Origin of the sequence: Hydrogenophaga sp., from assembly GCF_041913525.1 — a bacterium.
Taxonomy (GTDB): Bacteria; Pseudomonadota; Gammaproteobacteria; order Burkholderiales; family Burkholderiaceae_C; genus Hydrogenophaga.
In genome coordinates this window covers 42,004-66,633 of sequence record NZ_JAYSFD010000009.1, presented here as the reverse complement: position 1 = coordinate 66,633, position 24,630 = coordinate 42,004, and the positions used below count along the sequence as shown (strand labels likewise).

The 24,630-nt window shown below is 70.6% G+C and carries 29 protein-coding genes; 10 read left to right on the top strand and 19 right to left on the bottom strand.

Annotated elements, in window-relative coordinates; genetic code table 11:
• Window positions 1-2: 2 nt before the first annotated feature.
• The 7 genes from ACE3RQ_RS12450 (at window position 3) to ACE3RQ_RS12420 (ending at window position 6,767) form a co-directional block, all read left to right on the top strand.
• Window positions 3-776: an SDR family NAD(P)-dependent oxidoreductase gene (locus ACE3RQ_RS12450; protein WP_374522333.1), complete on the top strand. Its 774-nt coding sequence runs from the start codon at window positions 3-5 to the stop codon at window positions 774-776.
• Window positions 773-1,534: an SDR family NAD(P)-dependent oxidoreductase gene (locus tag ACE3RQ_RS12445; RefSeq protein WP_374522332.1), complete on the top strand. Its 762-nt coding sequence runs from the start codon at window positions 773-775 to the stop codon at window positions 1,532-1,534. Before ACE3RQ_RS12450 ends, ACE3RQ_RS12445 begins: the two co-directional genes overlap by 4 nt.
• Window positions 1,535-1,545: 11 nt before the next feature.
• Window positions 1,546-2,448: a DMT family transporter gene (locus tag ACE3RQ_RS12440; protein WP_374522331.1), complete on the top strand. Its 903-nt coding sequence runs from the start codon at window positions 1,546-1,548 to the stop codon at window positions 2,446-2,448.
• A complete protein-coding gene (locus ACE3RQ_RS12435; RefSeq protein ID WP_374522330.1) occupies window positions 2,445-3,254 on the top strand; it encodes a creatininase in 810 nt (269 codons plus the stop codon). Before ACE3RQ_RS12440 ends, ACE3RQ_RS12435 begins: the two co-directional genes overlap by 4 nt.
• Window positions 3,251-3,925 (top strand): cysteine hydrolase family protein, encoded by a 675-nt coding sequence (locus tag ACE3RQ_RS12430; RefSeq protein WP_374522329.1) that lies wholly within the window; start codon window positions 3,251-3,253, stop codon window positions 3,923-3,925. Before ACE3RQ_RS12435 ends, ACE3RQ_RS12430 begins: the two co-directional genes overlap by 4 nt.
• Complete coding sequence (locus ACE3RQ_RS12425) at window positions 3,925-4,581, top strand: hypothetical protein (protein ID WP_374522328.1); 657 nt, start codon at window positions 3,925-3,927, stop codon at window positions 4,579-4,581. The genes ACE3RQ_RS12430 and ACE3RQ_RS12425 overlap by 1 nt, the downstream gene beginning before the upstream one ends.
• Before the next feature lie 83 nt (window positions 4,582-4,664).
• Window positions 4,665-6,767 (top strand): ShET2/EspL2 family type III secretion system effector toxin, encoded by a 2,103-nt coding sequence (locus tag ACE3RQ_RS12420; RefSeq protein WP_374522327.1) that lies wholly within the window; start codon window positions 4,665-4,667, stop codon window positions 6,765-6,767.
• A 176-nt stretch (window positions 6,768-6,943) separates the two neighbouring features.
• Here ACE3RQ_RS12420 and ACE3RQ_RS12415 read toward each other — a convergent pair whose 3' ends face one another.
• Window positions 6,944-8,200, bottom strand: coding sequence for an Hsp70 family protein (locus tag ACE3RQ_RS12415; protein WP_374522326.1), 1,257 nt, complete (start codon window positions 8,198-8,200; stop codon window positions 6,944-6,946).
• Window positions 8,201-8,376: 176 nt separating this feature from the next.
• Here ACE3RQ_RS12415 and ACE3RQ_RS12410 point away from each other — a divergent pair, with 176 nt between their 5' ends.
• From ACE3RQ_RS12410 to ACE3RQ_RS12400, 3 genes are all read left to right on the top strand, one after another.
• Window positions 8,377-8,781 carry a DUF3597 domain-containing protein gene (locus ACE3RQ_RS12410; protein WP_374522325.1) on the top strand — a complete coding sequence of 135 codons (405 nt, stop codon included), beginning with the start codon at window positions 8,377-8,379 and terminating at the stop codon, window positions 8,779-8,781.
• Between the two features lie 31 nt (window positions 8,782-8,812).
• Entirely contained in the window at window positions 8,813-9,400 is a 588-nt protein-coding gene (locus ACE3RQ_RS12405) for a DUF937 domain-containing protein (protein ID WP_374522324.1), read from the top strand.
• A 64-nt stretch (window positions 9,401-9,464) separates the two neighbouring features.
• Window positions 9,465-10,148: a nitroreductase gene (locus ACE3RQ_RS12400; RefSeq protein ID WP_374522323.1), complete on the top strand. Its 684-nt coding sequence runs from the start codon at window positions 9,465-9,467 to the stop codon at window positions 10,146-10,148.
• Window positions 10,149-10,155: 7 nt separating this feature from the next.
• Here the strand turns inward: ACE3RQ_RS12400 and ACE3RQ_RS12395 are convergent, their stop codons facing one another.
• The 18 genes from ACE3RQ_RS12395 to ACE3RQ_RS12310 form a co-directional block, all read right to left on the bottom strand.
• Entirely contained in the window at window positions 10,156-11,331 is a 1,176-nt protein-coding gene (locus ACE3RQ_RS12395) for an acetyl-CoA C-acyltransferase (RefSeq protein ID WP_374522322.1), read from the bottom strand.
• Window positions 11,310-12,716: an AMP-binding protein gene (locus tag ACE3RQ_RS12390; RefSeq protein ID WP_374522321.1), complete on the bottom strand. Its 1,407-nt coding sequence runs from the start codon at window positions 12,714-12,716 to the stop codon at window positions 11,310-11,312. The genes ACE3RQ_RS12395 and ACE3RQ_RS12390 overlap by 22 nt, the downstream gene beginning before the upstream one ends.
• Window positions 12,713-13,285 (bottom strand): biotin transporter BioY, encoded by a 573-nt coding sequence (locus tag ACE3RQ_RS12385; RefSeq protein ID WP_374522320.1) that lies wholly within the window; start codon window positions 13,283-13,285, stop codon window positions 12,713-12,715. The genes ACE3RQ_RS12390 and ACE3RQ_RS12385 overlap by 4 nt, the downstream gene beginning before the upstream one ends.
• A gap of 40 nt (window positions 13,286-13,325) precedes the next feature.
• Window positions 13,326-13,919: an energy-coupling factor transporter transmembrane protein EcfT gene (locus ACE3RQ_RS12380; protein WP_374522319.1), complete on the bottom strand. Its 594-nt coding sequence runs from the start codon at window positions 13,917-13,919 to the stop codon at window positions 13,326-13,328.
• A 9-nt stretch (window positions 13,920-13,928) separates the two neighbouring features.
• Entirely contained in the window at window positions 13,929-14,651 is a 723-nt protein-coding gene (locus tag ACE3RQ_RS12375; protein WP_374522318.1) for an energy-coupling factor ABC transporter ATP-binding protein, read from the bottom strand.
• A 99-nt stretch (window positions 14,652-14,750) separates the two neighbouring features.
• Window positions 14,751-15,209, bottom strand: coding sequence for a rhodanese-like domain-containing protein (locus tag ACE3RQ_RS12370; protein WP_374522317.1), 459 nt, complete (start codon window positions 15,207-15,209; stop codon window positions 14,751-14,753).
• Between the two features lie 26 nt (window positions 15,210-15,235).
• Complete coding sequence (locus tag ACE3RQ_RS12365; RefSeq protein ID WP_374522316.1) at window positions 15,236-16,522, bottom strand: MFS transporter; 1,287 nt, start codon at window positions 16,520-16,522, stop codon at window positions 15,236-15,238.
• Window positions 16,519-17,256 carry an MBL fold metallo-hydrolase gene (locus tag ACE3RQ_RS12360; protein WP_374522315.1) on the bottom strand — a complete coding sequence of 246 codons (738 nt, stop codon included), beginning with the start codon at window positions 17,254-17,256 and terminating at the stop codon, window positions 16,519-16,521. Before ACE3RQ_RS12360 ends, ACE3RQ_RS12365 begins: the two co-directional genes overlap by 4 nt.
• A gap of 27 nt (window positions 17,257-17,283) precedes the next feature.
• The gene (locus ACE3RQ_RS12355) at window positions 17,284-17,943 is read right to left on the bottom strand and encodes an ArsR/SmtB family transcription factor (RefSeq protein WP_374522314.1); all 660 of its coding nucleotides are present in this window, start codon (window positions 17,941-17,943) and stop codon (window positions 17,284-17,286) included.
• A gap of 71 nt (window positions 17,944-18,014) precedes the next feature.
• Window positions 18,015-18,641, bottom strand: coding sequence for a hypothetical protein (locus ACE3RQ_RS12350; RefSeq protein ID WP_374522313.1), 627 nt, complete (start codon window positions 18,639-18,641; stop codon window positions 18,015-18,017).
• Entirely contained in the window at window positions 18,638-19,204 is a 567-nt protein-coding gene (locus ACE3RQ_RS12345) for an ATP/GTP-binding protein (RefSeq protein WP_374522312.1), read from the bottom strand. Before ACE3RQ_RS12345 ends, ACE3RQ_RS12350 begins: the two co-directional genes overlap by 4 nt.
• A 5-nt stretch (window positions 19,205-19,209) precedes the next feature.
• Window positions 19,210-20,367, bottom strand: coding sequence for a hypothetical protein (locus ACE3RQ_RS12340; protein ID WP_374522311.1), 1,158 nt, complete (start codon window positions 20,365-20,367; stop codon window positions 19,210-19,212).
• A complete protein-coding gene (locus tag ACE3RQ_RS12335; RefSeq protein WP_374522310.1) occupies window positions 20,364-20,951 on the bottom strand; it encodes a hypothetical protein in 588 nt (195 codons plus the stop codon). The genes ACE3RQ_RS12340 and ACE3RQ_RS12335 overlap by 4 nt, the downstream gene beginning before the upstream one ends.
• An 11-nt stretch (window positions 20,952-20,962) precedes the next feature.
• Complete coding sequence (locus tag ACE3RQ_RS12330) at window positions 20,963-21,712, bottom strand: phosphate/phosphite/phosphonate ABC transporter substrate-binding protein (RefSeq protein WP_374522309.1); 750 nt, start codon at window positions 21,710-21,712, stop codon at window positions 20,963-20,965.
• A 26-nt stretch (window positions 21,713-21,738) separates the two neighbouring features.
• Window positions 21,739-22,236: a PAS domain-containing protein gene (locus tag ACE3RQ_RS12325; protein ID WP_374522308.1), complete on the bottom strand. Its 498-nt coding sequence runs from the start codon at window positions 22,234-22,236 to the stop codon at window positions 21,739-21,741.
• 10 nt (window positions 22,237-22,246) lie between these two features.
• Window positions 22,247-22,609, bottom strand: coding sequence for a roadblock/LC7 domain-containing protein (locus ACE3RQ_RS12320; protein ID WP_374522307.1), 363 nt, complete (start codon window positions 22,607-22,609; stop codon window positions 22,247-22,249).
• A gap of 304 nt (window positions 22,610-22,913) precedes the next feature.
• Window positions 22,914-24,176 carry an FCSD flavin-binding domain-containing protein gene (locus ACE3RQ_RS12315; RefSeq protein WP_374522306.1) on the bottom strand — a complete coding sequence of 421 codons (1,263 nt, stop codon included), beginning with the start codon at window positions 24,174-24,176 and terminating at the stop codon, window positions 22,914-22,916.
• 11 nt (window positions 24,177-24,187) lie between these two features.
• Window positions 24,188-24,460 carry a cytochrome c gene (locus ACE3RQ_RS12310; RefSeq protein WP_374522305.1) on the bottom strand — a complete coding sequence of 91 codons (273 nt, stop codon included), beginning with the start codon at window positions 24,458-24,460 and terminating at the stop codon, window positions 24,188-24,190.
• Window positions 24,461-24,630 lie beyond the last annotated feature (170 nt).

Genomic DNA, 24,630 nt, shown 5'->3' with positions numbered 1-24,630 from the left:
CCATGGACTTTTCCTTGCAACAACGCCGCGTGCTCATCACCGGCGCGGCCGGCGGCATTGGCCAGGCCCTGGCCCAGGCCTTCGCCGGCCAGGGCGCACGCCTGTGGCTGGTGGACCGCGCCGGCCCCGCGCTGGCCGAACTGGCCCAGCGCCTGGGCGGTGTGCCCCACAGCGCCTGCGACCTGGGCCAACCCGCCGAGGTGCGGGCGCTGGCCCTTGAGGTGGAACGCACCTGGCGCGGCGTGGACGTGCTGGTGAACAACGCCGGGCAGGAATACCCCACGCCGCTGGACGACACCAGCGACGAGGCCGACGCCCGCTGGGGCGCGCTGCTGGACAACAACGTGAGCACCGTGCTGCGCCTCACGCGCGCCTTGCTGCCCCTGATGGGGCCGGGCGCCAGCGTCATCAACCAATCGTCCATCTGGGGCCGCGTGGGCGTGAGCGGCTTCTCGGCCTACGCGGCCAGCAAGCACGCGGTGATCGGCCTCACCCGCTCGCTGGCGCTGGAGCTGGGCACGCGCGGCATTCGCGTGAACGCGGTCTGCCCCGGCTGGGTAAAGACCGAGGCCGCGCTGCGCTCGCTCAGCGCCATGGCACAAGCGCAAGGCCGGCCAGAGGCCGAGGTGGAGCGCGAACTGCTGGCCCGCCAGGCCGTGCCCGAGTGGCTCAGCGCCGACGAGCTGGCCGCCACCTTTCTGTTCCTGGCCAGCGGCGCGGCCCGCCCCATCACCGGACAGGCGCTGGTGGTGAGCCACGGCGAGGTGATGGCATGAGCGCGCCCACCTTGTCATTGGCCGGGCGCCGCGCCCTGGTCACCGGCGCGGCCACCGGCATCGGCCGCGCCACCGCGCGCCTGTTCGCGCAGGCCGGCGCCAGCGTGGTGGTGAACCACTGGCGCCAGCCCGCCGAGGCCGCCGCCCTGGTGCAAGAGCTGCAGGCCCTGGGCGCGCAGGCCGTGGCCATTGAGGCCGACGTGAGCGACACCGCCTCGGTGCAGGCCCTGGTGGCGCAGGCCCACGCCGCCCTGGGTGGCCTGGACGTGCTGGTGAACAACGCTGGCGTCATTCAAGAGAAGCCCTTTCTGGAGACCACCGACGCCGACTGGGACCGCCTCATCCACACCGACCTGGGCTCGGTGTTCCGCGTCTGCCGCGCCGTGCTGCCGGGCATGGTGGCGCAGGGCAGCGGGGCCATCGTGAACATCGCGTCCGACCTTGGCATCCTGGGCCGCGAGCGCTACGCGCCTTACTGCGCTGCCAAGGCCGGGGCGATCGGGCTCACCCGCTCGCTGGCGCGCGAGTTCGCCCCCGCCATTCGCGTGAACGCCATCGCCCCCGGGCCGGTGAACACCGCCATGGTGTCGCTGGCGCACATGAGCGCCGAGTGGGTGGAAAAAGAGCTGGCCATTCCACAGCACCGCCTGGGCGAGCCGGAAGAAATCGCCGCCACCGCACTCTTCCTGGCCAGCGACCTTTCGCGCTTTTATTGCGGGCAGGTGCTGGGCCCCAACGGTGGATCGGTGATGCCATGAGCCTGCTCGCCATGTCCGCCCCCGCCCCGCGCCTGGCCGCAGGCGTGCTGCTGTTCTCGGCCTCGCTGTGGGGCCTGTCGTGGCTGCCACTGAAGTGGTTTGCCGCACAGGGCCTGGGCGGGCCGCTGGTGACGCTGCTGGCCTACGGGCTGGTGGGCCTGCTGGCCCTGCCCCTGATCTGGCGCCAGCGCCGGGCCTGGCGCGCGCAGTGGGGCCTGCTGCTGGCCCTGGTGCTGGTGGGCGGCTGGGCCAACACCTCGTTCGTGCACGCGCTGATGCAGGGCGAGGTGGTGCGGGTGATGTTCCTCTTCTACCTCTCGCCGGTGTGGGCGGTGCTGGGCGGCTGGCTGTTCTTGAAAGAGCACATCCCGCCGCTGCGATGGGCCGCCGTGGGCGCGGCGCTGCTGGGCCTGTGGCTGTTCCTGGGCCAAGACCTGCACACGCTGCAATTCAGCGCCAGCGACCTGTTGGCCCTGAGCGCGGGCCTGTGCTTCGCGGCCAACAACGTGATCGCCCGCGCCGCGCAGCAAGTGCCCATGCTGAGCAAGACCTTTGCCGTGTTCGTGGGCTGCGGGCTGATCTCGCTGGCCCTGCACACCGGCCTGGGCCATGGCCTGCCCGCGCTGCCCGGCCTGGGGTGGCTGGCGGTGCTGGCGGTATTGGCGTATGGCGGCGTGTGGCTGCTGCTGGCCACGGCCACCTGGCAGTTCGGTGTGACGCACATTGAGAGCAGCCGCGCCGGCGTGATCTTGCTGGCCGAGCTGGTGGTGGCCGTGCTCAGCGCCGTGTGGCTGGGCTCCGACAGCCTCTCGGCCCGCGAATGGGCCGGTGGCACGCTGATTGCATTGGCTGCCCTGGCCGAGGCCTTCGACACCCGACCCGTTTCCCCTTCTCCGACCACGAGTTCCGCATGACCGCTCCCGCCACCGTTTGGATGAACCAGCTTTCCTGGGTGCAGTACCAGGCCCTGCTGCAGGAGCGCCAGCCCCCGGTGCTGCTGCCCGTGGGCGCGCTGGAGCAGCACGGCCCGCACCTGCCCCTGGGCACCGACGGCCTGCTGGCCAGCGCCGTGGCCGGTGATGCCGCTGCGCGCGTGGGCGGCCTGGTGGCGCCCACGTTGAGCTATGGCTACAAATCGCAGCCCAAGTGCGGCGGTGGCCAGCACTTCTGCGGCACCACCAGCGTGGACGCGGCCACCCTGATCGGCCAGGTGCGCGACGCGGTGCGCGAGTTCGCCCGCCACGGCGTGGACAAGCTGGCGCTGGTGAACGGCCACTACGAGAACCAGTGGTTCCTGATCGAGGGCATTGACCTGGGCCTGCGCGATGCCCGCGCCGCCAACCCGGCGTGCGCGCTGCAGGTGATGCGCCTGGAGTACTGGGACTTCATGACTCCTGACACCCTGGGCCACGTGTTCCCCGAGGGCTTCCCCGGCTTCGCGCTGGAGCACGCGGCGGTGCTGGAGACCTCGATGATGCTGCACTACCACCCCGCGCTGGTGCGCATGGACCTGCTGCCCGACGACGGCCCGGCCGACTTCCCGCCCTACGAGATCTACCCCATCCGCCCCGAGTGGGTGCCGCCCTCGGGCGTGCTGTCCTCGGCCAAGGGATCTGACGCCCACAAGGGCCGCCTGCTGGCCGACGAGGTGACACGCCGCATGGCCGAGGCCATCGCCACCGGTTTTGCGCGGGGTTCTGCTGGAACGGAGGCCGCATGAACACCGCCCTCATCCTGATCGACCTGCAGCGCGACTTCTGCGCCCCGGGCGGCTACGCCCACCGCGCGGGGCTGGACATCTCGCGCATGGCCCCGGTGTTGCGCCAGGCCCGCCGCCTGCTCGACGCCGCCCGACAGGCCGGCTGGCTGGTGGTGCACACCCGCGAAGGCCACCGGCCCGACCTGAGCGATTGCCCACCCACCAAGCTGGCGCGCAGCCACGCGGCGGGCGCGCCCATCGGCAGCCCCGGCCCGCTGGGCCGGCTGCTGGTGCGCGGCGAGCACGGGCACGATTTCGTGGACGAAGTGGCCCCCATCAAGGGCGAGGTGGTGATCGACAAACCCGGCTACGGCGCCTTTCACCACACCCGGCTGGAACACGTGTTGAACAGCCACGGCATTGAGCGCCTGATCGTGGCCGGCGTGACCACCGAGGTGTGCGTGCACTCCACGCTGCGCGAGGCGGTGGACCGGGGCTACGCCTGCGTCACCGTGGGCGACGCCACCGCCGCCAGCCAACCCGAGCTGCAGGCCCCGGCCCTGGCCATGATTGGCGTGGAGGGCGGCATTTTTGGTCAGGTGCTACGCACCGACCAGGTGCTGACCGAGATGCTGGCCAGCCAGACGGGGAATGGCCGGGTGAGCGCCTGGGTACAGGCCTTCAGCGGATGATGAGCCCCATGCCCCTGGGCCTGCCGCCCCGCTACCTCGGTGTCTGGCGCCGCGCCCTGCTGAGCACGCCCGAGCGCACCGACACCACCAGCTGGGTGCACTGGCTGCAGACCACGCACTGGCACGGCGACCTGCGCGTGCCCGCCGACGGTAACCGCCGCCTGGCGCAAGGCTTTGGCGGCCTCACCACCGTGGCCCGGCCCGACCCCAAACTGCCCGAGGTGTGCACTTGGCACCGCCGCATCGACCTGGAACCCCCTGGGCCAGCGCCCGACGAAGGTCACATGGTGTTCGAGAGCCACGACCGCGTCGTGGAAACGGGGATTCACGGCCCCTACCTGGAGGTATGGGAGCGCGTGCCCGAGTCGATCGGCCCCACCCTGGCCATGGGGCGTGGGCCTGCGCACGCGCCCGAGCTCTTCCTGGTGGCAGGACGCTGCGCCATGCACCTGCGCCCGGCCGAGCGCCGAAGCGACTTCCGCATCGCCTACGGACTGCTCGACGGCGAGCACTGGAACATCACGCGCGCCACCCATGTGGAATATGAGGGGCTGCGCATGGCCTGCGCCTGGCGCGCTGAGGGAGATGGTTACTTGCTGATGGGACACCGCGATCTGGCGGGCCATTGGCTGGGGCTGGACACAAGCCACCGTTGAAGGGTCGGGCGCAGACACCATAGGCGGGGACGGGGCCCACTCAGCCGTCACCCACCCAGTGATCGATACCGCCTCAGTCCCACATGCTTGCACAAGACCTCGTCCACCAAGTCGCAGTGTCTCCCTCCCCTTCGCCACGGCGAACACGAGACAAACAGCGCCCCTACCTCAGCCTGCACCAGGCACAGGCATCCGATAACCTCAACTGCGCTTTTGCGTTCACGCGCGCTGACGAAGTACCTCTTGCTGAGCAAGTGATCGCCTGCAGGCACCTGGCGTTGCTGTATTGCCAACGTTTGCTGAAGAACCCCCAGTTTCACCCCGAGGCTTTTTTTGCGAGCGACGACCCGCGCGAAGAAGACCCCCGGAAACTGCTTCAGCTGCTGCAAGAACTTCCCCTGTACTGCCGCGCCTGGCACCTTCTTCCCTCGTGCCGCTTCGGTGACTTTCTTCGGCAAGCCTCTGAGGTGCTGCTCAGCCAGCCAGGTCAACCCCGTGCGGTCTACAAGGTCTCCACCCTCACCCATTCACTGGCCCTTCGGCTGCGCGCCAAGACCAAGAACGACGGCTCAAGAGAACTGGTGGCCCAGGTTTACGACCCCAACAAGACCCAAGTGCACGTCATTGCGCGCACATCCGGGCCGCAAGATTGGGGACGCGACGGCGAGGCTCACGATTTCCTGAGCTTCCTGTGCACCAGCGACGACCCGCCAGAGCGACGAGACGAAGTTCAGGCCGACTACTTCACCGATCTCGACCCTGAAGCCCACATCGCGCTCTTTGAGATCCGGGCCGATGAGAGTGGCGACTGGGTAAAACACACTGCTCTGGCGCCGCTGGAGACAAACTGGTGCACCAACAGCCGCGTGCAAATGCACTTTGCCCTGGAAGCTCAAGAACCTGGTCTGCTGGACACGGCGATCGAGCGCTTCTTCAACGACCCCGACGTCGACGCCTTGCACCACCCGCAGCTGTTGCTCGAGAGGCCCGACCTGGACCGCTCGGTGCTGCAGTTCGTCTTGTACAGCCGAGCTGGCGCCGGCCAAGCGCATTGGCAAGCGTGCTGGCAAGAGACGCCGGACGCAACGCTCAAGGTGCAATTGCTCAGGGGCGCGAACAGGCTCGGCGATCACCTGCTCTTGTCGGCTGAGCATTGGTGTCCCCAAGCCATGCAATGGTGGCTGGGCCTGGTGGCCACCCTGCCGGTGGACCTGATGCTGGAAGTGCTGAAGATCGACGACGAAATCGGCTACTACGTCATGGAGCCCTGGGTCATGAGCCAGCTGCCCATCGTGTCGACCCCGTGGCCTTTCGTGGTGGACAGCATTCGCGCCCATCGCCCCGGGATCATCCGAAAAATCCTGGCTTCCTCCGGACCGGAGAATGTGCCGATGCTGGCGGCATACGCGAACGACGAGCGCCTGCCAGCGCTGCGCGAGTGGGCAACCTTGCTGCCAAGGGTGAGTGATGGCGATCGCTTTTTCCTGCTGCTGGCGCAGGACAGCGAAGGCGTCAGCGCATTGCACCGTGCCATGGTGGCGCACGCCACGGGCTGGATTGCCCTGTGGGGCGAATGGTGCGCCAGCCTTGCGCCCGCCAACCAGGCGCGCCTCTTGCAGGGCCTGGGCCCTGGCGGTGAGCACGGCCTTTTCGCACTGGCCAGGCAACACCACCCGGCCACGATGCAGGCGTGGATCGAGTTGTGGCGCCAACTGCCCGAAGAGCATCGGGCCTCTGCTCTGACCGCGGTCCAGGAAGACTGGCCTTATGCCCCAGTGCTTTACCGGGCCATGACCGGCGCGGGCGCCAACCCAGACGACCCCCTGCCGGGCAGCGTGGCCTTCATTCACCAGTGGGGTGCCTGTCTGGAGGCGGTGCCGGCCGGCCAGCGGGCGTCGTTGCTCAAGGGATCGCCCAATCGCCACACCACCGCGCTGCGCCGAGGCCTGGAGACGGGCCACTGGCAAGCCGTGGTGGCCTGGGCCAGCTTGCTAAGCTGGGTCGCGCCAAACGACCGAGAAGACCTCACCGCCCTGCCTGCGCCTGAGGAAGACCCGTTGGCCCGGTCGGTGCGCGATCATGCCCAGCGAGACCCCGAGGCTTTCCAGGCAGCACTGCGAGCGCTGAGCGAAACCCTGCCCCCAACGGCCTGGGCATGGCTGCATGCACTGACACCTGAGCTCTGACGACCCCCAATCAAGGACTTGGCGATGTTGACATCGTCAGGCGCCTGCGCCAATTGGTTCATCGCACACACGCGGACTCAACGCGGGCAGTGGGCTGGCTGCTGCGCGCTCGCGACGTCAAAGGTCACACCATGCCCGAAGCCGCTCTGCAGACACCAGATCGAAACGCCCCGGCCTCAGCCCCGGCTGTGCACCAGGCCAGCGGCCACGCCGCCGAACAAATCGCCCTCAATCAGCTCCACCCCCGGGAACTCGTGCACCAGGGCCAGCTGCCAGGGCCGCAAGGCGGACGAGCCGCCGGTGAGGTAGATGGCGTCCAGCGCGCCATCGGCCACGCCGGCGCGGCGCACGCAATCGCGCGCGCAATCAATCACCCGCGCCAGCAAGGCCTGCAGGTGGCGCGCCATGTCATCGGGCGACAGGCCGGCGGCCAGGGCAGCCTCGACGCAGGCCAGGTCCACCTCGGTGGGTGCGTTGTGTTGCGAGCAGCGGATCTTGGCCTGCTCCACCTCGTGCGCGATGCGGTGGCCCTCGCGCTGCTGCAGCACGCGCATCAGGCGCTCGTGCAGGCGCACGTCGCTGTAGTTCACCCGCAGCCCTTGCGCCTGCGCCAGCGCGCGCGGCTGGTACAGCCACTGGATCAGGTGCCAGGTGGACAAGTCCATGAACGTGCGGCTGGGCACCTCGCGGCCATCGGGTCCATGGTGGCGGTAGCCCAGCAGCGGCATCACCCGCTCCAGGCTGAGCTTGTGGTCAAAGTCGGTGCCGCCAATGTGCACGCCGGTGGTGGCCAGCACATCGGCGCTGCGGTCGGCCTGCCCGCGCCGCTGCGGCCCCAGGCGCACCACCGAAAAGTCAGACGTGCCGCCGCCCAGGTCCACCACCAGCACCAGGCTCTCGGCACTCAGGCGCTGCTCGTGGTCCAGCGCCGCCGCGATGGGCTCGAACTGGAACGACACCTCGGCAAAGCCCGCCGCGCGCGCCGCCTGCAGCAGCGACTGCTGGGCCTGCGCGTCGCGCTCGGGGTGGTCGTCCACAAAGTGCACCGGGCGGCCCATCACCACCCGCGTGGGCGCCTGGCCCAGTTGCGCCGTGGCGCGCCGGCGCAGCTCGGTAAGGAACAGGGCCACGATGTCGGCAAAGCTCATCGGGCGGTGGTGCACCTCGGTAGTCTCGTGAATGAGCGAGCTGCCCAGCAGGCTCTTGAGCGAGCGCATCAGCCGCCCCTCGGTGCCAGCCAGGTACTGCGCCACCGCGTCGCGCCCGAAATGGGTGCTGCCCTCTTCCGCGTTGAAGAACACCGCCGTGGGCATGGCCGTGGCCGCGCCTTCCAGTGGCAGCAGGCGCGATTGGCCGCTGGCGTCGGCCCAGGCCATGGCGGAGTTGGAGGTGCCGAAGTCAATGCCGAGGGTGCCGGCGGGGGAATGGGTCATGAAACGAAAAACAATGAGGCGCCGGGGCCGTTTCGGGGAGGCGCGATTCTGCCAGTTGACGGGCGGTGCCACCCTGACGACACCCAACGGGCATACCATGCCCCGGTACCGGTCTGCACAAGCCTGGGCCAGGGGGGTCCGGCAGGCGGCACCGGTCTTGAGTGGAGGAATGCACCATGGGTTTCTTTGGCACCATCCTGGACAAACTGGGCTTCGGCAGCGCCGCCGCCCACCCCGTCACGCCAAGCGCACAAGCGCCATCAACAGCGCCCGCCGCCGCGCCCGCGCCCAGCGCGGCCCCGGTGGTCAACCCCATCGCCATGGTGGACGTGGTGGCCCAACTGGAACAGCGCGCCGCGGCCAACCCGCAAAAGCTCAACTGGCGCACCTCCATCGTTGACCTGCTCAAGCTGCTCGACATGGACAGCAGCCTGGCCGCGCGCAAGCAGCTCGCCACCGAGCTGTACTGCCCCGACGAGCTGATGACCGACTCGGCCAAGATGAACATGTGGCTGCACAAGAACGTGCTGGCCCACATCGCCGCCAATGGCGGCAACGTGCCCAAAGAGCTGCTCGACTGAGCGGCGCGGCACCCCACACAGGAGACGCGACATGCAACTCACCGACATCCTGGCCCAGATGGGCGGCCTGCAATCCGTGGCGCGCCAGCTTGGCGTGAGCGAGAGCCAGGTGGCGCGAGGCGCCGAGGCGCTGCTGCCCGCCATCGTGGGCGGTTTTCAGAAACAGGCCCAAGGCCAGGGCGCGGGCCTGGGCGACATGGGTGGCCTGGGCGGCCTCGGCGGCCTGCTGGAGCAGGTGCTCTCGCCCCAGCCCACCGACACGGCCCCTGGCAACGAGGTGCTGGGCCAGATCTTCGGCTCCAAAGACGTGAGCCGCACCGTGGCGCAACAGGCCGCGCAGCAAACCGGGCTGGACGCCTCGCTGCTCAAGCAGATGCTGCCGCTGCTGGCCATGCTGGTGGGCGGCTACCTCAGCCGCCAGGGCGGCGGCGCGGCGGCCACGGGCGCCCCAGCCGGCGCCGGGGGCGGCCTGGGCGATCTGCTCGGCGGCCTGCTGGGCGGCGGCGCGCCCGCCAGCAATGGCCCGGGCCTGGGCGGCCTGGGGGCGCTGCTGGACGCCAATGGCGACGGCAACCCGCTGGACGACATCCTGCGCATGGCCGGCAAGACCATGCGCTGACGGCCGGGGGCAGGGTCTGGCCGGCGCCAAGTGGGCAGCGGGCGCTGGCTAGAATGCCCCGCCCATGCCCGACACCCCCACCACCGCCCTTGACCAGACCGTGTTCGCCCGCCAATCGGTGCGGGCCTTTCTGCCCACGCCGGTGAGCGAGGCCACCCTGCACCACCTGCTGCGCCAGGCCCGCCAGGCCCCCAGCGGCGCCAACCTGCAGCCGGGGCGCTTCATCGCGGTACAGGGCGAGGCACGCCAGCGCCTGAGCGAGGCGCTCACCGAGGCCTGGCAGCGCGGCGAGCCCGAGGCCGAGGACTACGGCTACTTCCCCCGCCCCATGCCCATGACGCTGCGCAAGCGCCAGGTGGCCGCCGCGCAGGCGCTGTACGGCGCGCTCGGCGTGGGGCGCGAAGACCGCGCCGGGCGCGACGCGCACTTCGGCCGCAACTTCTGTTTCTTTGACGCTCCCGTGGCCCTGGTGGTCACCATCGACCGCGACTTCGGCCCCGGCGGCTACATGGACCTGGGCATGTCGCTCTATGGCCTGATGCTGGCCGCGCAGGCGCAGGGCCTGGGCACTTGCGCCATTGGCGCGCTGGCCTCGTACCCGGCCATCGTGCGCAAACAACTGGGGCTGGACGCGCGCGAGTTCATCGTGTGCGGCATGGCCATCGGCCACCCCGACCCGCAGGCCCCGGTGAACCAGGCCCGCACCACCCGCTGCGAGCTGGGCGAGTTCTTCCGCGTGATCGGCTAAGCGGGGTTCAGAGGCGGCGCAGCAGCGCTGCCGAGCCCAGACCACCCGCGCCCGCCACGGCGCACAGGCCCAGGTCGCCGGCCACCCCATCGCGCCACAGGTCGGCCAGCGCGCGCACCAGCGCCACCGCGGCCGAGGCCCCAATCGGGTGGCCGCGCGCCAGCCCGCCGCCGCGCCGGTTCAGGCGCTGCGGGTCAAGGCCCAGGGCCTGGGCGAACTGCAGGCCCTGCACGGCAAAGGCATCGTGCAACTCGATGGTGTGCAAGGCATCGGCCAACACGCCCTGGCGCCGCAGCAGCGCCAAGGCGGCCTGCGCCGCCATCACCAGCGGCGTGGCCGGGTCACCGCCCAGCGAGGCGTGGCCCACCCAGGCCGCGCGCGGGCGCAGGCCCCAGCGCTGGCAGGCGGCCGGGCTGGCCAGCAGCACGAAGGCCGCCCCATCGGCCTTGGCCGAGATGGTGAGCGCGCTGAGGCTGGTGTCGGGCTCGCCCTCGGTCAGGGGCAGGCCCAGTTCGCGGCGCTTCACCACGGCGGGCAGCCGGGCCATGCGGCTGGGGTCCAGCGCGCGGGGGTAGAGGTCGTGCGCCACGCCGGCCACCGGCACGATCTCGTCGGCCAACTGCGCCTGGTGCTGCAGGGCGCGGGCGTGGCTTTGCAGCGCGTACGCGTCTTGCGCGGCGCGCGTGACGCCTTGCACCAGCGCGTGCTGCGCGGCCGACCACAGCATGTCGGGGTCGCGCCAGGGCTCGGGCGCGAAGGCCGGGCGATCAAAGGGCACCGGGGCATCGCCTGGGTGGCGCGGGCGGTGCTGGCGAATGGGCGCGCGGCTCCAGGCCTCCACGCCGCCGGCCACCACCAGCTCGGCCTGGCCCGAGGCGATCAGCCCCACGCCCAGGGCCACCGCGTCCAGGCCGGCGCAGCACTGCGTGTCCACCGAATACGTGGCCACGCGCTCGGGCAGGCCAGCGGCCAACGCCACCAGCCGCGCCGGGTTGCCGCCCGCGCCCATGGCGTTGCCGGCCACCACCGCGTCCACCGCCTGCGCCGGCAGGCCGGCGCGCCGCAGCAGGCCCTGCACCACGGGCGCGGCCAATTCGTGGGGCGCGCACTGACCCAGCGCGCCGCCCAGCGGGGCCACCGCGCAACGCGCCCACGCAGGAATCAGGGCAAGGGGCTCAGGCATGGTGGGGTCTCGGGGTGGGCCAGCAGCCACTCGCGCAGGCGGCCGTGGTCGGTCTTGTCGCTGCGGGTGAGCGGCCAGTCGGCGCAGTGCCAGAAGCGGCGCGGCACCTTGTGCGCCTCCAGGCGCTGGCGGCACCAGGCGGCGAGCTCGGCGGTGGGCACGGGCGCTTGCCCCGCGCGCCACTGCAGCACGGCCACCGGCTGCTGGCCGCGCAGCGCATCGGGCAGGCCCAACACCGAGGCCTGGGCCACGGCCGGGTGGGCCAGCAGCACCGATTCCACCTCGTCAGGGAACAGGTTTTTGCCCTGGGTCACGATCATGCGGTTCTGCCGCCCGGCCAGGCACAGGCGGCCTTGGGCGTCGAGCTGGCCCATGTCGCGCACCGAGAGCCAATCGCCCTCGCGCAGCGCGGCGGTGGCGTCGCCCTGCCCGCCCACGTAGTCCATGAACAGCATGGGGCTGCGCACGAAGATGAGGCCAGGCTCTTGCGGCCCGGTGCGCTGGCGAATGTCGATCTGCACGTTGGCGAAGGGGCGGCCCACCACCTCGGGCGGGGTGTCGGGCGCGGCGTCTTGCCAGGCGATGAAGCTGGTCTCGGACGCGCCATAAAACTCCACCACGCGGGCATTGGGGAACAGGGCGCGCACCTCGGCCGTGCGCTCGCGCATCCAGCGCGCGCCGCTGATGAGGATGAGCCGCGTGGCCTCGATGGGCGCGGCCTGCCGGTGCGCGGCCCACTCCAGCATCAGCAGCAACTGGCTGGGCACCACCACCAGGCAGGTGGCGCGGCCTTCGCGCAAGGTCTGCAGGCAGCGCGGGGCCGAGAAGCGGTCTTGCACCACCACGCCACCGCCCGTCCACAGGCCCAGGGCCATGCCAAACAGAAACAGCGAATGCGACACGCGCCCCGGCGCCAGCACGGTGCCGGTCACGGCCTGGCCAAAGGTGTCCACGCACACGCGCAGGCTCTCGGTCCACGAACGGTGGTCGCGCCGAAAGCCCTTGGGCACGCCGGTGCTGCCCGAGGTGAAGCCAATGTAGAACGGCGGCGTGGGCGATGGCGGCACGGGCGCATCGCGCAGGCCGCCAATGAGGGCCTGCACGGCCTGGCGCACGGCGGGTGTCCAGTCGGGGTCGCTCACGGCGGCGCAGCGGTCCGAGGCCACGATGGACAGGAACTGCACCAACTGAGCCGCGGTGGGCTGGCGATCGTCCACCAGCAGGTGGCGCGGCGCGTCGGCCAGCGCGGCCTGGGCCTGCTGCACGGCGGCGTGCAGCGCGGCAAAGCTCAGCGGCGAATGGCCGTCGTCAATGGCGATGGCCTGGCCGCGCTCATGGGCCCAGCGGGCCAGCGGGGCGTGCACCCGCTCGGCCAAATCGCTCATCGCGCGGCGCGACCGCCCAGTTGCCAGTCGGGCAGGCCACGGGCCACGGTGTGCACCACGGCGGCGGTGAGCACGGCCTTGATCAGGTCGCCCGGCACGAACACCAGGGTGCCGGTGATGGCCTGCGCCCAGCCCATCTTGGCCAGCAGCACCAGGCCCACCACGCCACCGGCGTGCACCACCAGCAGGCCACCCACGCAGGCGGCCACGAAGGCACTCAGGGCGGCCGCGCGCGGCGTGCCGGTGGGCAGTTGCGCCATCACCAGGCCCGTGACAAAAGCGCCCAGCGGCCAGCTCACCAGGTAACCGGCCGAGGGCGCGAAGAACACGCCCAGGCCACCCCGGCCACCCGAGAGCAGCGGCAGGCCAATGGCCACCGCGCCCAGGAACAGGCCCATGGCCAGCAAGGCGCGGCGCGGGCCCAGCAGGGCACCGGCCAGCATCACGCCCAGGGTCTGCAGGGTGATGGGCACGCCCAGGGGCAGGTCGAGCTTGGGGATGAGGCCGAACACCGCCATGAGGGCGGCGAACAGGGCGACGAGCGCGGTGGTGTGGCGGGGGTTGTTCATGGTCGGTCTCTCCTCGTTGAAAACCAGAAAGGCTGGGGCATTAAGGCCCCAGGCGAAGGTGCAAGGCGTCGGCCACGCGGCGGGCGGCCGAGAGCATCTGAATCGTCAGCGGCGCCATCAGGCGCCAGCCGCCAGCGCGGCCCGATCGGGCGCGGTGGGCGTCGTCCAGCCGCTTCCATTGCACAAAAAAATGCTCGGCAAAGCGCAGCATCAGCGCCACCTGCAGGGCCATTCGCTCGGGCCGCAGGCCCCAGCGCGACAGCGGCGCCAGCAGGCGCTCCATCACCGCCAGCAGATCGGTGTGGCGGGTGGTGAGGGTCAGCATGGTACCCAGCGAGGCGGTGCACAGCAGGCGCAAGGCGCTGGTGATGCCCAGCAGCGGCTGCTGCCACAGCGCGTGGAAAGCGGCGATCAGCACCGCCGCCACCAAGAGCGAGCGCATCACGCGCCAGGCCCCACGCGCCGCCGGGCCCAGCGACACGAGCAAGGCCGCGCACACCACGGTGCAGGCCACCAGGGCCTGCCAGGTCTGCAGCCAGAACAGGCCCGTGCCCAGCGCGGCCAGGGCCAGCAGCTTGGTGCCCGCGGGCACGCGGTGCAGCCAGGTGCGGTGTTCGCTGTAGAGGCTGTGCATGGGGTGTGTTCAGGCGGCGTCGGCCAGCGACAGTTGGTGCGCGGCCAGGCGGGCGGCCACGTCGGCCTCGTAGGCGGCGCACACCTCGGCACCCGGGCCGTCGGCGCGCACGCGGCCGCGCTCCAGCCAGAGCACGCGGCCGAAGTCGCGCACGTGGTCCAGCAAGTGGGTGGAGACGATCACGGTTTGCGCGGCCTGCGCGATCTCTTGGCGCAGCAGGGCCTGGCCGGGCAAATCGAGGCTGGCAAAGGGCTCGTCCAGCAGCAGCACCTGCGGCGCGCCAATCACCAGCGCCAGCCAGCACACGTGCTGGCGCTGGCCCTGGCTGAGGCTGCCGATGGCGCGCTCGCCCCAGGCCGAGAGGCCGCGCTGGGCCAGGAAGGCCCGCGCCTGCTCGCGCGCTTCGCGCCGGGGCAGGCCACGCGCACTCAGGCTGAAGGCCAGCTCTTCTTCCACCGTGGGAAAAATGATTTGCTCGTCGGGGTTCTGGAACATCAGCCCCACGGTGCCGGTGGCCAGCGAGCCCACGCCCTGCCCGGCCACGCGCACCGTGCCGGCGCGGGGCTCTTCCAGCCCGCACAACAGGCGAAACAGGCTGCTCTTGCCGGCGCCGTTGTCGCCAATGAGCCCCACGCGGGGCTCGCGCAGCGACAGGCTCAGGTCTTGAAACACCGGCGTGGCGCCACGCACCAGCGTGACGCCTTGCAATTCAATGGCGGGGGAAGCGTTCAACTCGAATGGGCAGCAAGCGCCGCGGCGCGGCGGTGGCGGCAATTATGGCCGCCCGGGTTCAGCCATTCGGCGCAAGTGCACCCCCCTGCCGGCCGCGCCTCAGCCCTTCTTGGCCGCCCGCGCGTTGGCCGCCATGCCACCGCTGGCCTTCCACTGGTTGAAGCCGCCGTAGAGCACGCGCACGTTCTCAAAGCCGTCCAGCCGCAGCGCCATGGCCACCTGGGCCGCAAACGAGCTGGTGTTGCAGTAGACCAGCACGGTCTTGTCGCGCGGCAGGCGGCTGCGCTGGGCGAACACCTGGCGCCACTCGATGTTCACCGCGCCGGGCACGTGCTCTTTGGCGAACTGGGCGGCATCGCGCACGTCCAGCACGAAGAGCTTGGGGTAGTCCTCGGCGGGAATCTGCTCGGCAGCGATGGTGCCGCCATTGGCGTCCACGAAATCAAAGTACGACTCCACCGCCTCGGTGACGACTTTGTCGGCTTGGGCGTGGGCCGCCAGGGGCAGCGCGCCCAGGCTGGCCAGGGCCAGGGCGGCGGTGAGGGAACGAAGGGTCATGGGAGTCTCCTGAAAAAACAAAGGGGTCACGGCGCGGGGTTGAGCCGGGGGTGGGTCTCTTCGCCCCAGGCCCAGAGGCAAGCGCCCGACAGGCCCATGGCCACGGCCACGAACCAGAAGGCCGCCTGCACCGAGCCGCCCCAGGCCGCGGCCAAGCCCAGGCCCAGGGCGCCCACGCCGTAGCCCAGGTCGCGCCAGAAGCGGTAGATGCCAATGGCCGAGGCCCGCCAGTTGGGGTGGGCGATGTCGGCCACGGCCGCGCTGAGATTGGGGTAGAGCATGGCCATGCCCAGGCCGGCCAGCGCAGCGGCGAACGACCACCAGGCCACGCCATCGCCCAGCGGCATGAGGGCCACGCCCAGGCCACACAGCCACATGCCGCCGGTGTTCAGGGCGTGGCGGCCCCATTGATCGGACAGGCGGCCGGTGGCGAGCTGGGCCGCGCCCCAGGTGAAGCCGTACACGCCCACGATCCAGCCAATGCCGGGCAGCGACACGCCGCGCTGATGCAGGAACACCGGCCAGAACACCCAGACCAAGGCGTCCACAAACTTCTCCACCAGGCCGGCCTGGCACAAGGCGACCAGGCGCCGGTCGCGCCAGGACATGAGCGCGAACAACTCGCGGGTGGACGGCTCGGCGCTCACGCGCTCGGGGTAGCGCGGGCGATGGCCGGTAGCCGCTGCGCCGCCCGCGTGCGCCTTGAGTTCGGCGCGCGCCCAGGGCAACGTCTCGGCCACGGCCCAGGCCGAGAGCAGCGCGCCCAGGCCAATCACCACGCCACCAAACCACAGCAGGCCCTCGCGCGGGCCCAGGGCGGTGGCGAGGTAGCCGGTGGCCACGCCCGCGATGGCCACGCCCAGGTAACCGGCAAATTCGTTCAGGCCAATCACCAGGCCGCGCTGGTCGGCGCGGGTGAGATCAAGCTTGGCGGTCTGCGTCATGGACCAGGTGAGCCCCTGGTTCACGCCCAGCAGCACGGTGGCCGCCACCACCCAGGCCCAGTTGGGCGCGAGGTACACCATGAAGGGAATGGGCAGCGCCACCAGCCAGCCCGCCAGCAGCACGCGCTGGCGGCCCAGGCGCTCGGCCAGGCGGCCGGCCACGAAGTTCAGGCTGCCCTTGACCACGCCAAACGCCACCACAAAGGCCACCAGCAGCACAAAGGAGCCTCGCGGCACGCCGAACTCGGTCTCGGCCAGCGCGGGCACCACGTTGCGCATCATGCCGATGGCCATGCCCACCAGCAGCACCTGCAGCAGCTGCAGGCCAAACTGCGCGCGGTTGGCGCAAATGCCGTGGCGCAGCGTCATGGCGTGCCGCGCAGGTTGGCCGACACGGTGTCGGCCATGCCCTCGGGCGGCGGGGGAATGTCGGCCGTGAGTGCGTCCACAAAGGCGGCGCGGTCCAGCGAGAGCATGGGGTTGAAGCGGCACTCGAACGCCAGCGTGGACGCGGGCTTGCCGGAGAGGCCCGCGCCGCAGGCGCTGCCGGCCTGGTGGCCGGGGTAGATCTCGAGTTCGGGCGGCAGGCCCAGCAGCTCGCGGTGCAGGCTGTCGAACAGTTGCGCGGCCATGGCCCGCTCTTGCCCGGCCAGGTCGGGGCGGCCCACCGCGCCCACGAACAGGGTGTCGCCAGTCAGCACGAACCAGGGCGCGTCGCCCCGGCGCAGGTCGCGCACCAGCAGGCACACGCTGTCGGGCGTGTGGCCGGGGGTGTGGCGCACGTCCACCTGCACATTGCCCACGTCCAGCCGCTGGCCGTGGCGCAGCGGCTCGAACGCAAACGCGGTGCGCCCCTGGTTGCTTTCGTGCAGGCAATAGGCCGCGCCCACGCGGCGCGCCAGGGCCAGGCCACCCGAGAGGTGGTCGGCGTGCACATGGGTGTCGATCACGTGGGTGAGGCGCGCGCCGGCCTGTTCGGCCTGCGCCACGAACCAGTCTTCGTCACCCGCCACCACGTCCACCGCCACGGCCTTCTGGTGACCAGCGCAACCGAAGAGATACGACAGGGTGGCGTGGGCCGCGGCCCGTTGGCGAAAGAACATGGCGGTCTCCTGAATCGCTGGTGGGCATCAAGCGCCGGTGGCCACCGGCAGCCCGCGCGCGCGCCACTCGGCCACGCCGTCGCTGAGGTGGTGGGCCTGGTAGCCGTGGCGGCGCAGCAGGGCCACGGCGTCTTGGGCGAACAGGCAGAAGGGGCCACGGCAATAGGCCACCACGGGCAGGCCTTTGGGCAGCTCGCCCAGGCGCTTTTTCAGCTCGGCCAGCGGCATGGAGCGCGCGTGCGGCAGGTGGGCCACGGCGAATTCGTCGGCCGGGCGCACGTCCAGCATGAGCACCTCGCCCTGGCGCGCGGCCTTCAGAATGGTCTTGCGGTCCATGCCTTGCAGGTCGGCCTCGTGGCGCACCAGGCCGGCCAGGGCCACTTGCAGTTCCACCAGGCGCTCTTCGGCTTCGCCGCGCAGGGCCACCCACAGGTTGGCCACGCTGGGGGCGGCCAGTCGGTAGTGCACGTACTTGCCTTCCTTGCGGGTGTCCACCAACCGCGCCAGGCGCAGTTCTTTCAGGTGGGCGCTGGCGAGCTTGACGCTGAGGTCGGCCTGCTCGGCCAGCAGCTCCACCGGCTTTTCGCCCTGGCACAGCAGCTCGATGAGTTCCAGCCGCTTGGGGCTGGAGAGGGCCTTGCCGATGCGGGCAACCTGGGCGTAGAGGTGGTCTTTGACGGTTCTCATGCCGTCATTCTAATGATCATTAGATTGACGGCCACCCTGCCCGCCGACGCACGGCGGGCACGCTCAGGCGATCACGCCTGCGCCATGGCCAGGAAGCGGCTCCCCGCTTCGCGAATGCCCCACAGCAGTTCCACCCAGGTGGGGTGGTTGAGCAGGGGCTCGCCCTGCACGATGAGCCAGTAGCCCACGCCGTCCACCCAGAAGGGCACGAAGGCCATTTCGGGCAAGAGCATGTCGGGGTGGGCGTGAAAGGCCACGCAGCGTTGGGCGCCGCGCCAGCCGCGGCGGGCCTGGCGCTGGCCGAACTCGGTGAAGTCAGCGGCGGCGGCGCTGAGCACATCGGCCTGCTCGGGCGACACGCCGGTGCGGCCCAGGCAAAAGCCGCTGTCAGACGCCAGCACGGCGCGGCGCTCGCCCGAGAGCGAGGCGATGACGTGGGGCAGGAAGTCGTCCAGGCGCACGTCGGGCCCCTGGAGGGGGCGCGGCAGGGCTTCCACCCAGGCCTCGGCCAAGGCCTGGTCGAGCCAGGCCTGGCGGCGCTCGTCGGCCGCCAGCCAGGCCTCACGGGCCATGGTCTGCCGCCCACCCAGCAGGGCCTGCAGGGCCTGGGCCATTTCATCGGGCTCGGGCTGGCCGAAGGCGCGCCAGGCACCGGGCGGGGTGAGCATGAGCCAGGCGGTGGCGGGAGGCGTGGTCATGGCGTGACCGCCTCGGCGTCTTCGTCGCGGCCGGCGAAGGGGTCGATGCTGTAAAGCAGCGCCTTCACCAGCAGGGCCACGTCGGGGCGGTGGCGGGCGTCCACGTCCATCACGCAGGGCGGGAGGCCGCGCGCGCCCAGGGCCTCGATCACGAGTTGGCGCGCCCCTCGGTTGCCGGCGTCGGTGTGGGTGATGCCCACCACCAGGGCGGTGCGGTCGATGAGATCGCGAAAGGCGGTGAGGTACACGTCCAGCTCGGCCACCGGGTCATCGGCGCGGGCGCTCAGCAGCAGCACCAGGCCCAGGGCGTTCTCGGTGAGGATGTCCCACATGAAGTCAAACCGGGCCTGGCCGGGCGCACCGTACAGCCGCACCTGGTCACCATTGCCCAGCTTCATGACGCCGTAGTCCATGGCCACGGTGGTGGTGGGCTTGAGCCGGCGCACCTCGTCTGAGGCGCGGGCGTCGGTGTTGAGCACCTCGATGTCGGACAGGGTCTGGATGGCGGTGGTCTTGCCGGCGCCCACGGGCCCGGCAAACACAATTTTGTAGGGCGTGCTCATGGCGGTCAGAACAGCTTTTGCAGCATGGCGCGAAAGAAGCCGCGATGGGGTGTCGGGCTGTGGGGTTTGGGGGCACGCGGTGCGGGGCGGCGCTCGGCGCGGGCCTTGTGGCGCGCGCGGGGCGGCGTGTCCAACAGGCGCAGGCGGCCAGCGCCGCACAAGGTAGCCAGCAAGACAAAGCGGTCAATGGCGCCTGGGTCGGCCTCGGGGAAGGCCGCGCGCAGCGATGAGAGGGTCTGCGGCAGGCGCAGGCAGATGGCGGCGAGTTGCAGGGCCAGGTCGTCCACGCCCGCGATGCGGGTGAAGCCGGGCATGCACACCAGGCGCAGCTCGGCGTCGCGCGTGGGCGCGGGCAGGCCCTGGCCCAGCGAGTCGTTGGCCAGGCGCCAGAAGAAGGTGTCGAGGTTGTCGCGGGCGGTCATGTGGACCAGGCGGCGCTGGATGTCGTCTTCGCTGTCCAGCGCGCGGGCGTTCATGGCGATGGCGGTGTGCCCTTGCTGGGCCAGCCGGGCCAGCACCTCGGGGCTGGTGTTGTGGGCCACCCAGCCCTGGCGGGGGTGCACGATGAGGGCCTGGTGCAGGGTGAGGCGAAGCTCGTGCGACTGCCCGGTGGCCAGCAAATCCAAGAGCTTGCCCAGCAGGGCGTGGCGCTGAAGATCGGGGAACAAGGTGCGCACGGCCTGCAGGCTGGCGAAGACCGAGGGCATGGTCGGCGGTGGCGGCGCTGCCGTGTCGCGGGGCGATGGCGCGGCCAGCGCGGCCGGCGCCTGCGTGGGGGCGGGACTTCTGGCCTGGCCCAGGCCCAGGCTGTCCAGCGCCTCGCGCATGGCATCGCGCCCGTAGGGCTTGGCCAGGTAGGCCAGGCGCTGCGCGCCGTGCCGGCCAGTGGCGTGCACCTTGTCTTGCCACGTGGCGTTGCCTGGCGCCCCCAGCAGCAAGGCGTGCTGGCCGCCCAGGCACAAGAGCAGGTCAGCCTCGGCCTTGGGCGACCATTGGGCCAGGCCCATGGCGGCCAGGTCCACGATGCAGACATCGGCGCGCGGCAGGGCCAGGCCGGGGGTGGCGGGGGCCTGCACCACGTGGCAGCCCTTGAAGGCCATGCCCAGAAAAATCTTCAGCGCGGCGGCGTCGCGGGCCGGCAGGCCCACCAGTGCGGCGATCATGGGTGAGGGTCTCCTTGCAGCAATTCGGTTTCCACCGCGCCCCAGCCTTCAGGCAGGCGGGCCTGGCGCTGGTACAGGGCGCGCCGCACCAACATGAAGGCCAGGCGGTCGCGGCAGGTGAGGCAGTGGTGAAGAAAGTGGTCCATCCCGTCAAGGTCATGTGCCTGCCAGGCGGCCAGGGCCTGCGCGGCCACGGCGCGCGACACGTCGGGGCTGCAGCGCCGCGCCCGGGTGGACATGTCGGCAGATGGCACGGCCAGCAGGCTCCAGCGCGTGGCCAGGGGCGTGACGCGGGGCAAGGCGCGGGCGTGCACCCAGGGCTCGAAGCGACCGCGCAGCCACTCGTGCAGGCGCGGTGCGGCCAGCGCCAGCGCGCGGCGCTTGAGGGCTGCACCCTCGGCACCGAAGGCCACGAACACATCGGCCAGGGCGCCTTGCACCGGCTCTGCGCCGTCCAGCGCCAGGCAGGCTTGCAGGCGGCCCAGGTGCGCGGTCTCGTCGTGCGGGCTCAGTCGCAGGGCACGGGCAAAACCGCGTGCCAGGTGGCGGGCCTGCTCACGCGCGGCCAAGGCATCGGGCGCCATGGCGGTGCTGCTCAGTCGAGCAGGGTGTCCATGAGGTCGATCATGAACTCGGCGTCTTCTTGCAACAGGGCCTCGAAGCCGCCGGGCATGCCCAGGGCCTCCAGCACGGCCTGGCCGGGCGCGTCGGTGTGCAGCTCCAGCAGGGCTTTGCGCACGGCGGGCAGGGCCGCGTCCAGGCGCGGGTGGGCCAGCACCACGTGGCTCAGGGTGTGAATGGCGCTTTCCACCAGGGGCCGAATCTGGGTGCGCGTGATGCGCGAGAGCGAGGCAAAGGCGTCGGCCAGGAAGAAGGCCACGTCGGCCTCTTGCTTGATGAGCAGGCGCGCGGCGGCCTGGTAGCTGTCCACCACCTGCCATTGCGCGTCGGCCTCGCCGATGTCGGCCGGCTCCAGCAGGCGCAGGCCCAGCAGCTTCACGTCCTGGTTGTGGGTGAGCGCGATGCGGCAGCCGGGCTTGAGGTCTTCCACTGTCTGCAGGGGTGAGTCGGTGGCGCAGGCCATCACCATCTCGTCGAAGCGGTCCAGGGGGCGCGCCAGCGGCACGTAGCCGAGTTGGCGCACCAGGTGGGCGGCATCGAAGGGGTTGGCGTAGATCAGGTCCACCTGGGCATCGGCCAGCAAGGCGGATTGCTCGGCCGCGTTGACCGGGGTGAGCAGGTGCAGTTGAATGCCAGCGCGCTTTTGCAGCGCGGTGTTGAGCATGTGCCAGCCCGCAAATCGCTCGGGCGCGAAGTCGGGGGCCACCAGAAAGGTAAAGGTCACGGCGCGGGTCTCTTGATGGGCGGGGGTCAGGGCTGGGCGGCTTCTTGCGCGCGCCATTGCTGGTACTGGGCCTCGGCCTCGGCCACGCGGCGGCGCGAGGGTTTGCGGCGCACCGAGGTGTAGCCGGTGGCCTGGCCGTGGCGCACGTTGGGAATCACGGTGGCATAGACCCAGTAGAAGCTGCCGTCCTTGCACAGGTTCTTCACGTAGCCGTGCCACTTCTCGCCGCGCTGCACGGTGTCCCACAAATCCTTGAAGGCCGCGCGCGGCATGTCGGGGTGGCGCAGCACGTGCTGCGGCGCGCCGATCAGCTCGGCGCGTTCGTAGCCGCTCATCTCCACGAAGGCCTCGTTGGCGTGGGTGATGACGCCTTGCAGGTCGGTGCGCGAGACGATCAGGCGGCCTTCGGGAAAGGGGCGCTCCACGTCGGTGCAATACACGCGGCGCGTGCTGCCGTCGCTGTGGCGAAGCTGGGCTTCGCGGGCGCCGGGGGCCGAGGGAGGGGTCATGTCAGGCAATGCCATGGCCCGCGCCTCAGATGAGCTGCGAGAGCGTTTCGGCCGCTCGCTTGATGTCCAGAAAAATCAGGCCGAGCTTGGCATTGGGCTTGGCCAGCACGGTGAGCACGGCCTCGGGGCCGGCCGAGCTCATGATGACGTAACCGCGCTCGCCCTGAATGAGCACGCGATTCAATTGCCCGCGCGCCAGTTCGCGCGCGGTGCGGTCGCCCAGCGCGAGCAAGGCGGCGGACATGGCGCCGATGCGGTCTTCGTCGGTGCCATTGGGCAGGGCCGATGCGATCATCAGGCCGTCGGTGGAGATCAGGGCGGAGGCCTCAATGTCGGCGGTGGAGCCGTTGAGTTCCCCCAGCGCCTGCTGAAGCATGTCGGTGCGCAAGAGAGTTCCTTGGGGATGGGTGATGGGCCTGGGCGCTGGGGCCGGCCGCGGGCCAGACAGGTGCTGGCGGTCTGCGATCGGGGGCATTGGACCGACACAAGGGTTTCACACAATTGACTTGTGTCAAACACACAAAACATCCCACCCTGAGCGGCGCGCGGGGCAAGCCCGGCGGTTGCCACCGTCCCCCACACGGGCGACACCACCTGGGCTGCCCGCTACCAAAAAAGAGCCCGGGGATCGCTGCCGATCACCGGGCTTGGCCAAGACCCTTGGCGAGAGAAGAAACCGTGGCGGGCGGCGCTCAGGCCCCCAGCGTGTCGTTGAGGATGTTGGTGGCCCAGGCCATGGCGTAGATGCCCTCGATCACACTGGGCTCGGCCGACAGGCCGCCCGCGCCTGGCACCGGCAGCATGGTTTTCTTGGCGGCGTCGTAGCGGTGCACCGAGGCCACGTGGATCACGTCGGTCTGCGAGACGAAGCTGTAGCAGGTGTTGGCGATGATGGGGTCGGACGGCAGCTCGATGCCACGCAGCCGCGCCGTGATGGCACCGGCGCACACCTTGGCCTGCTGGTTGGCCATGTGGCCTGACTTGGGCATGCCAGGTGCCGCGGCGATCGAGTCGCCCAGCACGTGGATGCCTGCCACGGCGGTGGACTCGTAGCTGAGAAAGTCCACCTCGCACCAGCGGTTGCCCGCGTTGGCCAGGCCGGCATTGCGCGCCACCTCGCCCGCGCGCTGCGGCGGAATCACATTGAGCACCTGCGCCTTCACCTCGCCCTGCATGTCAAAGCGCAAGGTGCCGCCCGCGGCGTCCACCGACTTGAGGTCGGCGCTGGGCACGTACTCGATGAGGCCCGCATAGCGCTTCTTCCACACCGCCTCGAACAAGCCCTTCTTGGCCTGCATCTCGGGGTTGGCGTCAAACACCAGCAGCTTGCCCTTGGGCTTGCGCGTCTGCAGGTAGTGGGCGATCAGGCTGGCGCGCTCGTAAGGCCCGGGCGGGCAGCGGTACGGCACTTTGGGAATGGTCATGGCCACCACGCCGTTCTCGGGCATGGCCTGCAACTGGTCGCGCAGCATCTGCGTTTGCGGGCCGGCCTTCCAGGCGTGCGGCACGCGGGCCTGCTGCTCGGCGGTCTGCAGGCCTTCGATGCCGTCGTACACGTAGTCCACCCCGGGCGAGACGATGAGGTGGTCGTAGGGCACACGTTCCTTGCCCACGCGCACCTCGCGCGCCACCGGGTCAATGGCCTCGGCGCGGCCGCGCACCCAGCGCAGGCCGTGGCGCGACACGAAGCGGTCATAGGGGCGCGAGATGTCGCGCAACTGCAGGCCACCGTGCACCACGCGGTTGCTCATGGGGCACATCACGAAGGTGTCGGCCGGCTCGATCAGGGTGATGGACAGGTCGGGGTTGAACTGCCGCAGGTAGCGCGCGGCCGTGGCCCCGCCAAAGCCACCACCGATCACCACCACGCGGCGCGGCGCCTGGGCACCCACCCAGGGGGCACCGGCCATGGCGGCAGCGCCCGCCCCTGCTTTCAACAATTGCCGTCTTTGCATGCTGGGGCCCGTCATTTGAGGCTGGCGAAATGGTCGGCGATGCGGGAAAGCTCCTCATCGCTGTAGCCCTTGGCGTGCTGGTGCATCACCGTGGCGGGGAGCTTGCCGTTCTTGTAGCCCAGCAGCTTGTTGTACAGCTCTTGCGCGGGCTTGCCGCCAATGGCCAGGCCAGTGCCCACGGCCTTGCCGCCGGGCCCATGGCACGACATGCAACTGCTGGCCCACAACTGCACCTGGAAATCGCTCACGTTTGAGGCCGGCGCGGGCGCCTGGGCATGGACCATGGCCGCACCTGTCAACGCCAAGCCCACCGCGCCTGTGCGCGCCCAACGCGCAACGAGCAGTTGCGCCTTTCGTATCGGCATCCCCTCGCCTCCGCTTCTCAAGTACCAAATAAAGTACCAATATCTTGCACGCAATCTTTTGCGGGTCAATGGCATCGGGACCAAGCGGC

Excerpts from the sequence above, each read along its gene's own strand:
- ACE3RQ_RS12450 (WP_374522333.1), top strand. The coding sequence starts at position 3 with ATGGACTTTTCCTTGCAACAACGCCGCGTGCTCATCACCGGCGCGGCC.
- ACE3RQ_RS12445 (WP_374522332.1), top strand. The coding sequence starts at position 773 with ATGAGCGCGCCCACCTTGTCATTGGCCGGGCGCCGCGCCCTGGTCACC.
- ACE3RQ_RS12440 (WP_374522331.1), top strand. The coding sequence starts at position 1,546 with ATGTCCGCCCCCGCCCCGCGCCTGGCCGCAGGCGTGCTGCTGTTCTCG.
- ACE3RQ_RS12435 (WP_374522330.1), top strand. The coding sequence starts at position 2,445 with ATGACCGCTCCCGCCACCGTTTGGATGAACCAGCTTTCCTGGGTGCAG.
- ACE3RQ_RS12430 (WP_374522329.1), top strand. The coding sequence starts at position 3,251 with ATGAACACCGCCCTCATCCTGATCGACCTGCAGCGCGACTTCTGCGCC.
- ACE3RQ_RS12425 (WP_374522328.1), top strand. The coding sequence starts at position 3,925 with ATGAGCCCCATGCCCCTGGGCCTGCCGCCCCGCTACCTCGGTGTCTGG.
- ACE3RQ_RS12420 (WP_374522327.1), top strand. The coding sequence starts at position 4,665 with ATGCTTGCACAAGACCTCGTCCACCAAGTCGCAGTGTCTCCCTCCCCT.
- ACE3RQ_RS12415 (WP_374522326.1), bottom strand. The coding sequence starts at position 8,200 with ATGACCCATTCCCCCGCCGGCACCCTCGGCATTGACTTCGGCACCTCC.
- ACE3RQ_RS12410 (WP_374522325.1), top strand. The coding sequence starts at position 8,377 with ATGGGTTTCTTTGGCACCATCCTGGACAAACTGGGCTTCGGCAGCGCC.
- ACE3RQ_RS12405 (WP_374522324.1), top strand. The coding sequence starts at position 8,813 with ATGCAACTCACCGACATCCTGGCCCAGATGGGCGGCCTGCAATCCGTG.
- ACE3RQ_RS12400 (WP_374522323.1), top strand. The coding sequence starts at position 9,465 with ATGCCCGACACCCCCACCACCGCCCTTGACCAGACCGTGTTCGCCCGC.
- ACE3RQ_RS12395 (WP_374522322.1), bottom strand. The coding sequence starts at position 11,331 with ATGCCTGAGCCCCTTGCCCTGATTCCTGCGTGGGCGCGTTGCGCGGTG.
- ACE3RQ_RS12390 (WP_374522321.1), bottom strand. The coding sequence starts at position 12,716 with ATGAGCGATTTGGCCGAGCGGGTGCACGCCCCGCTGGCCCGCTGGGCC.
- ACE3RQ_RS12385 (WP_374522320.1), bottom strand. The coding sequence starts at position 13,285 with ATGAACAACCCCCGCCACACCACCGCGCTCGTCGCCCTGTTCGCCGCC.
- ACE3RQ_RS12380 (WP_374522319.1), bottom strand. The coding sequence starts at position 13,919 with ATGCACAGCCTCTACAGCGAACACCGCACCTGGCTGCACCGCGTGCCC.
- ACE3RQ_RS12370 (WP_374522317.1), bottom strand. The coding sequence starts at position 15,209 with ATGACCCTTCGTTCCCTCACCGCCGCCCTGGCCCTGGCCAGCCTGGGC.
- ACE3RQ_RS12365 (WP_374522316.1), bottom strand. The coding sequence starts at position 16,522 with ATGACGCTGCGCCACGGCATTTGCGCCAACCGCGCGCAGTTTGGCCTG.
- ACE3RQ_RS12360 (WP_374522315.1), bottom strand. The coding sequence starts at position 17,256 with ATGTTCTTTCGCCAACGGGCCGCGGCCCACGCCACCCTGTCGTATCTC.
- ACE3RQ_RS12355 (WP_374522314.1), bottom strand. The coding sequence starts at position 17,943 with ATGAGAACCGTCAAAGACCACCTCTACGCCCAGGTTGCCCGCATCGGC.
- ACE3RQ_RS12350 (WP_374522313.1), bottom strand. The coding sequence starts at position 18,641 with ATGACCACGCCTCCCGCCACCGCCTGGCTCATGCTCACCCCGCCCGGT.
- ACE3RQ_RS12345 (WP_374522312.1), bottom strand. The coding sequence starts at position 19,204 with ATGAGCACGCCCTACAAAATTGTGTTTGCCGGGCCCGTGGGCGCCGGC.
- ACE3RQ_RS12340 (WP_374522311.1), bottom strand. The coding sequence starts at position 20,367 with ATGATCGCCGCACTGGTGGGCCTGCCGGCCCGCGACGCCGCCGCGCTG.
- ACE3RQ_RS12335 (WP_374522310.1), bottom strand. The coding sequence starts at position 20,951 with ATGGCGCCCGATGCCTTGGCCGCGCGTGAGCAGGCCCGCCACCTGGCA.
- ACE3RQ_RS12325 (WP_374522308.1), bottom strand. The coding sequence starts at position 22,236 with ATGGCATTGCCTGACATGACCCCTCCCTCGGCCCCCGGCGCCCGCGAA.
- ACE3RQ_RS12315 (WP_374522306.1), bottom strand. The coding sequence starts at position 24,176 with ATGCAAAGACGGCAATTGTTGAAAGCAGGGGCGGGCGCTGCCGCCATG.
- ACE3RQ_RS12310 (WP_374522305.1), bottom strand. The coding sequence starts at position 24,460 with ATGGTCCATGCCCAGGCGCCCGCGCCGGCCTCAAACGTGAGCGATTTC.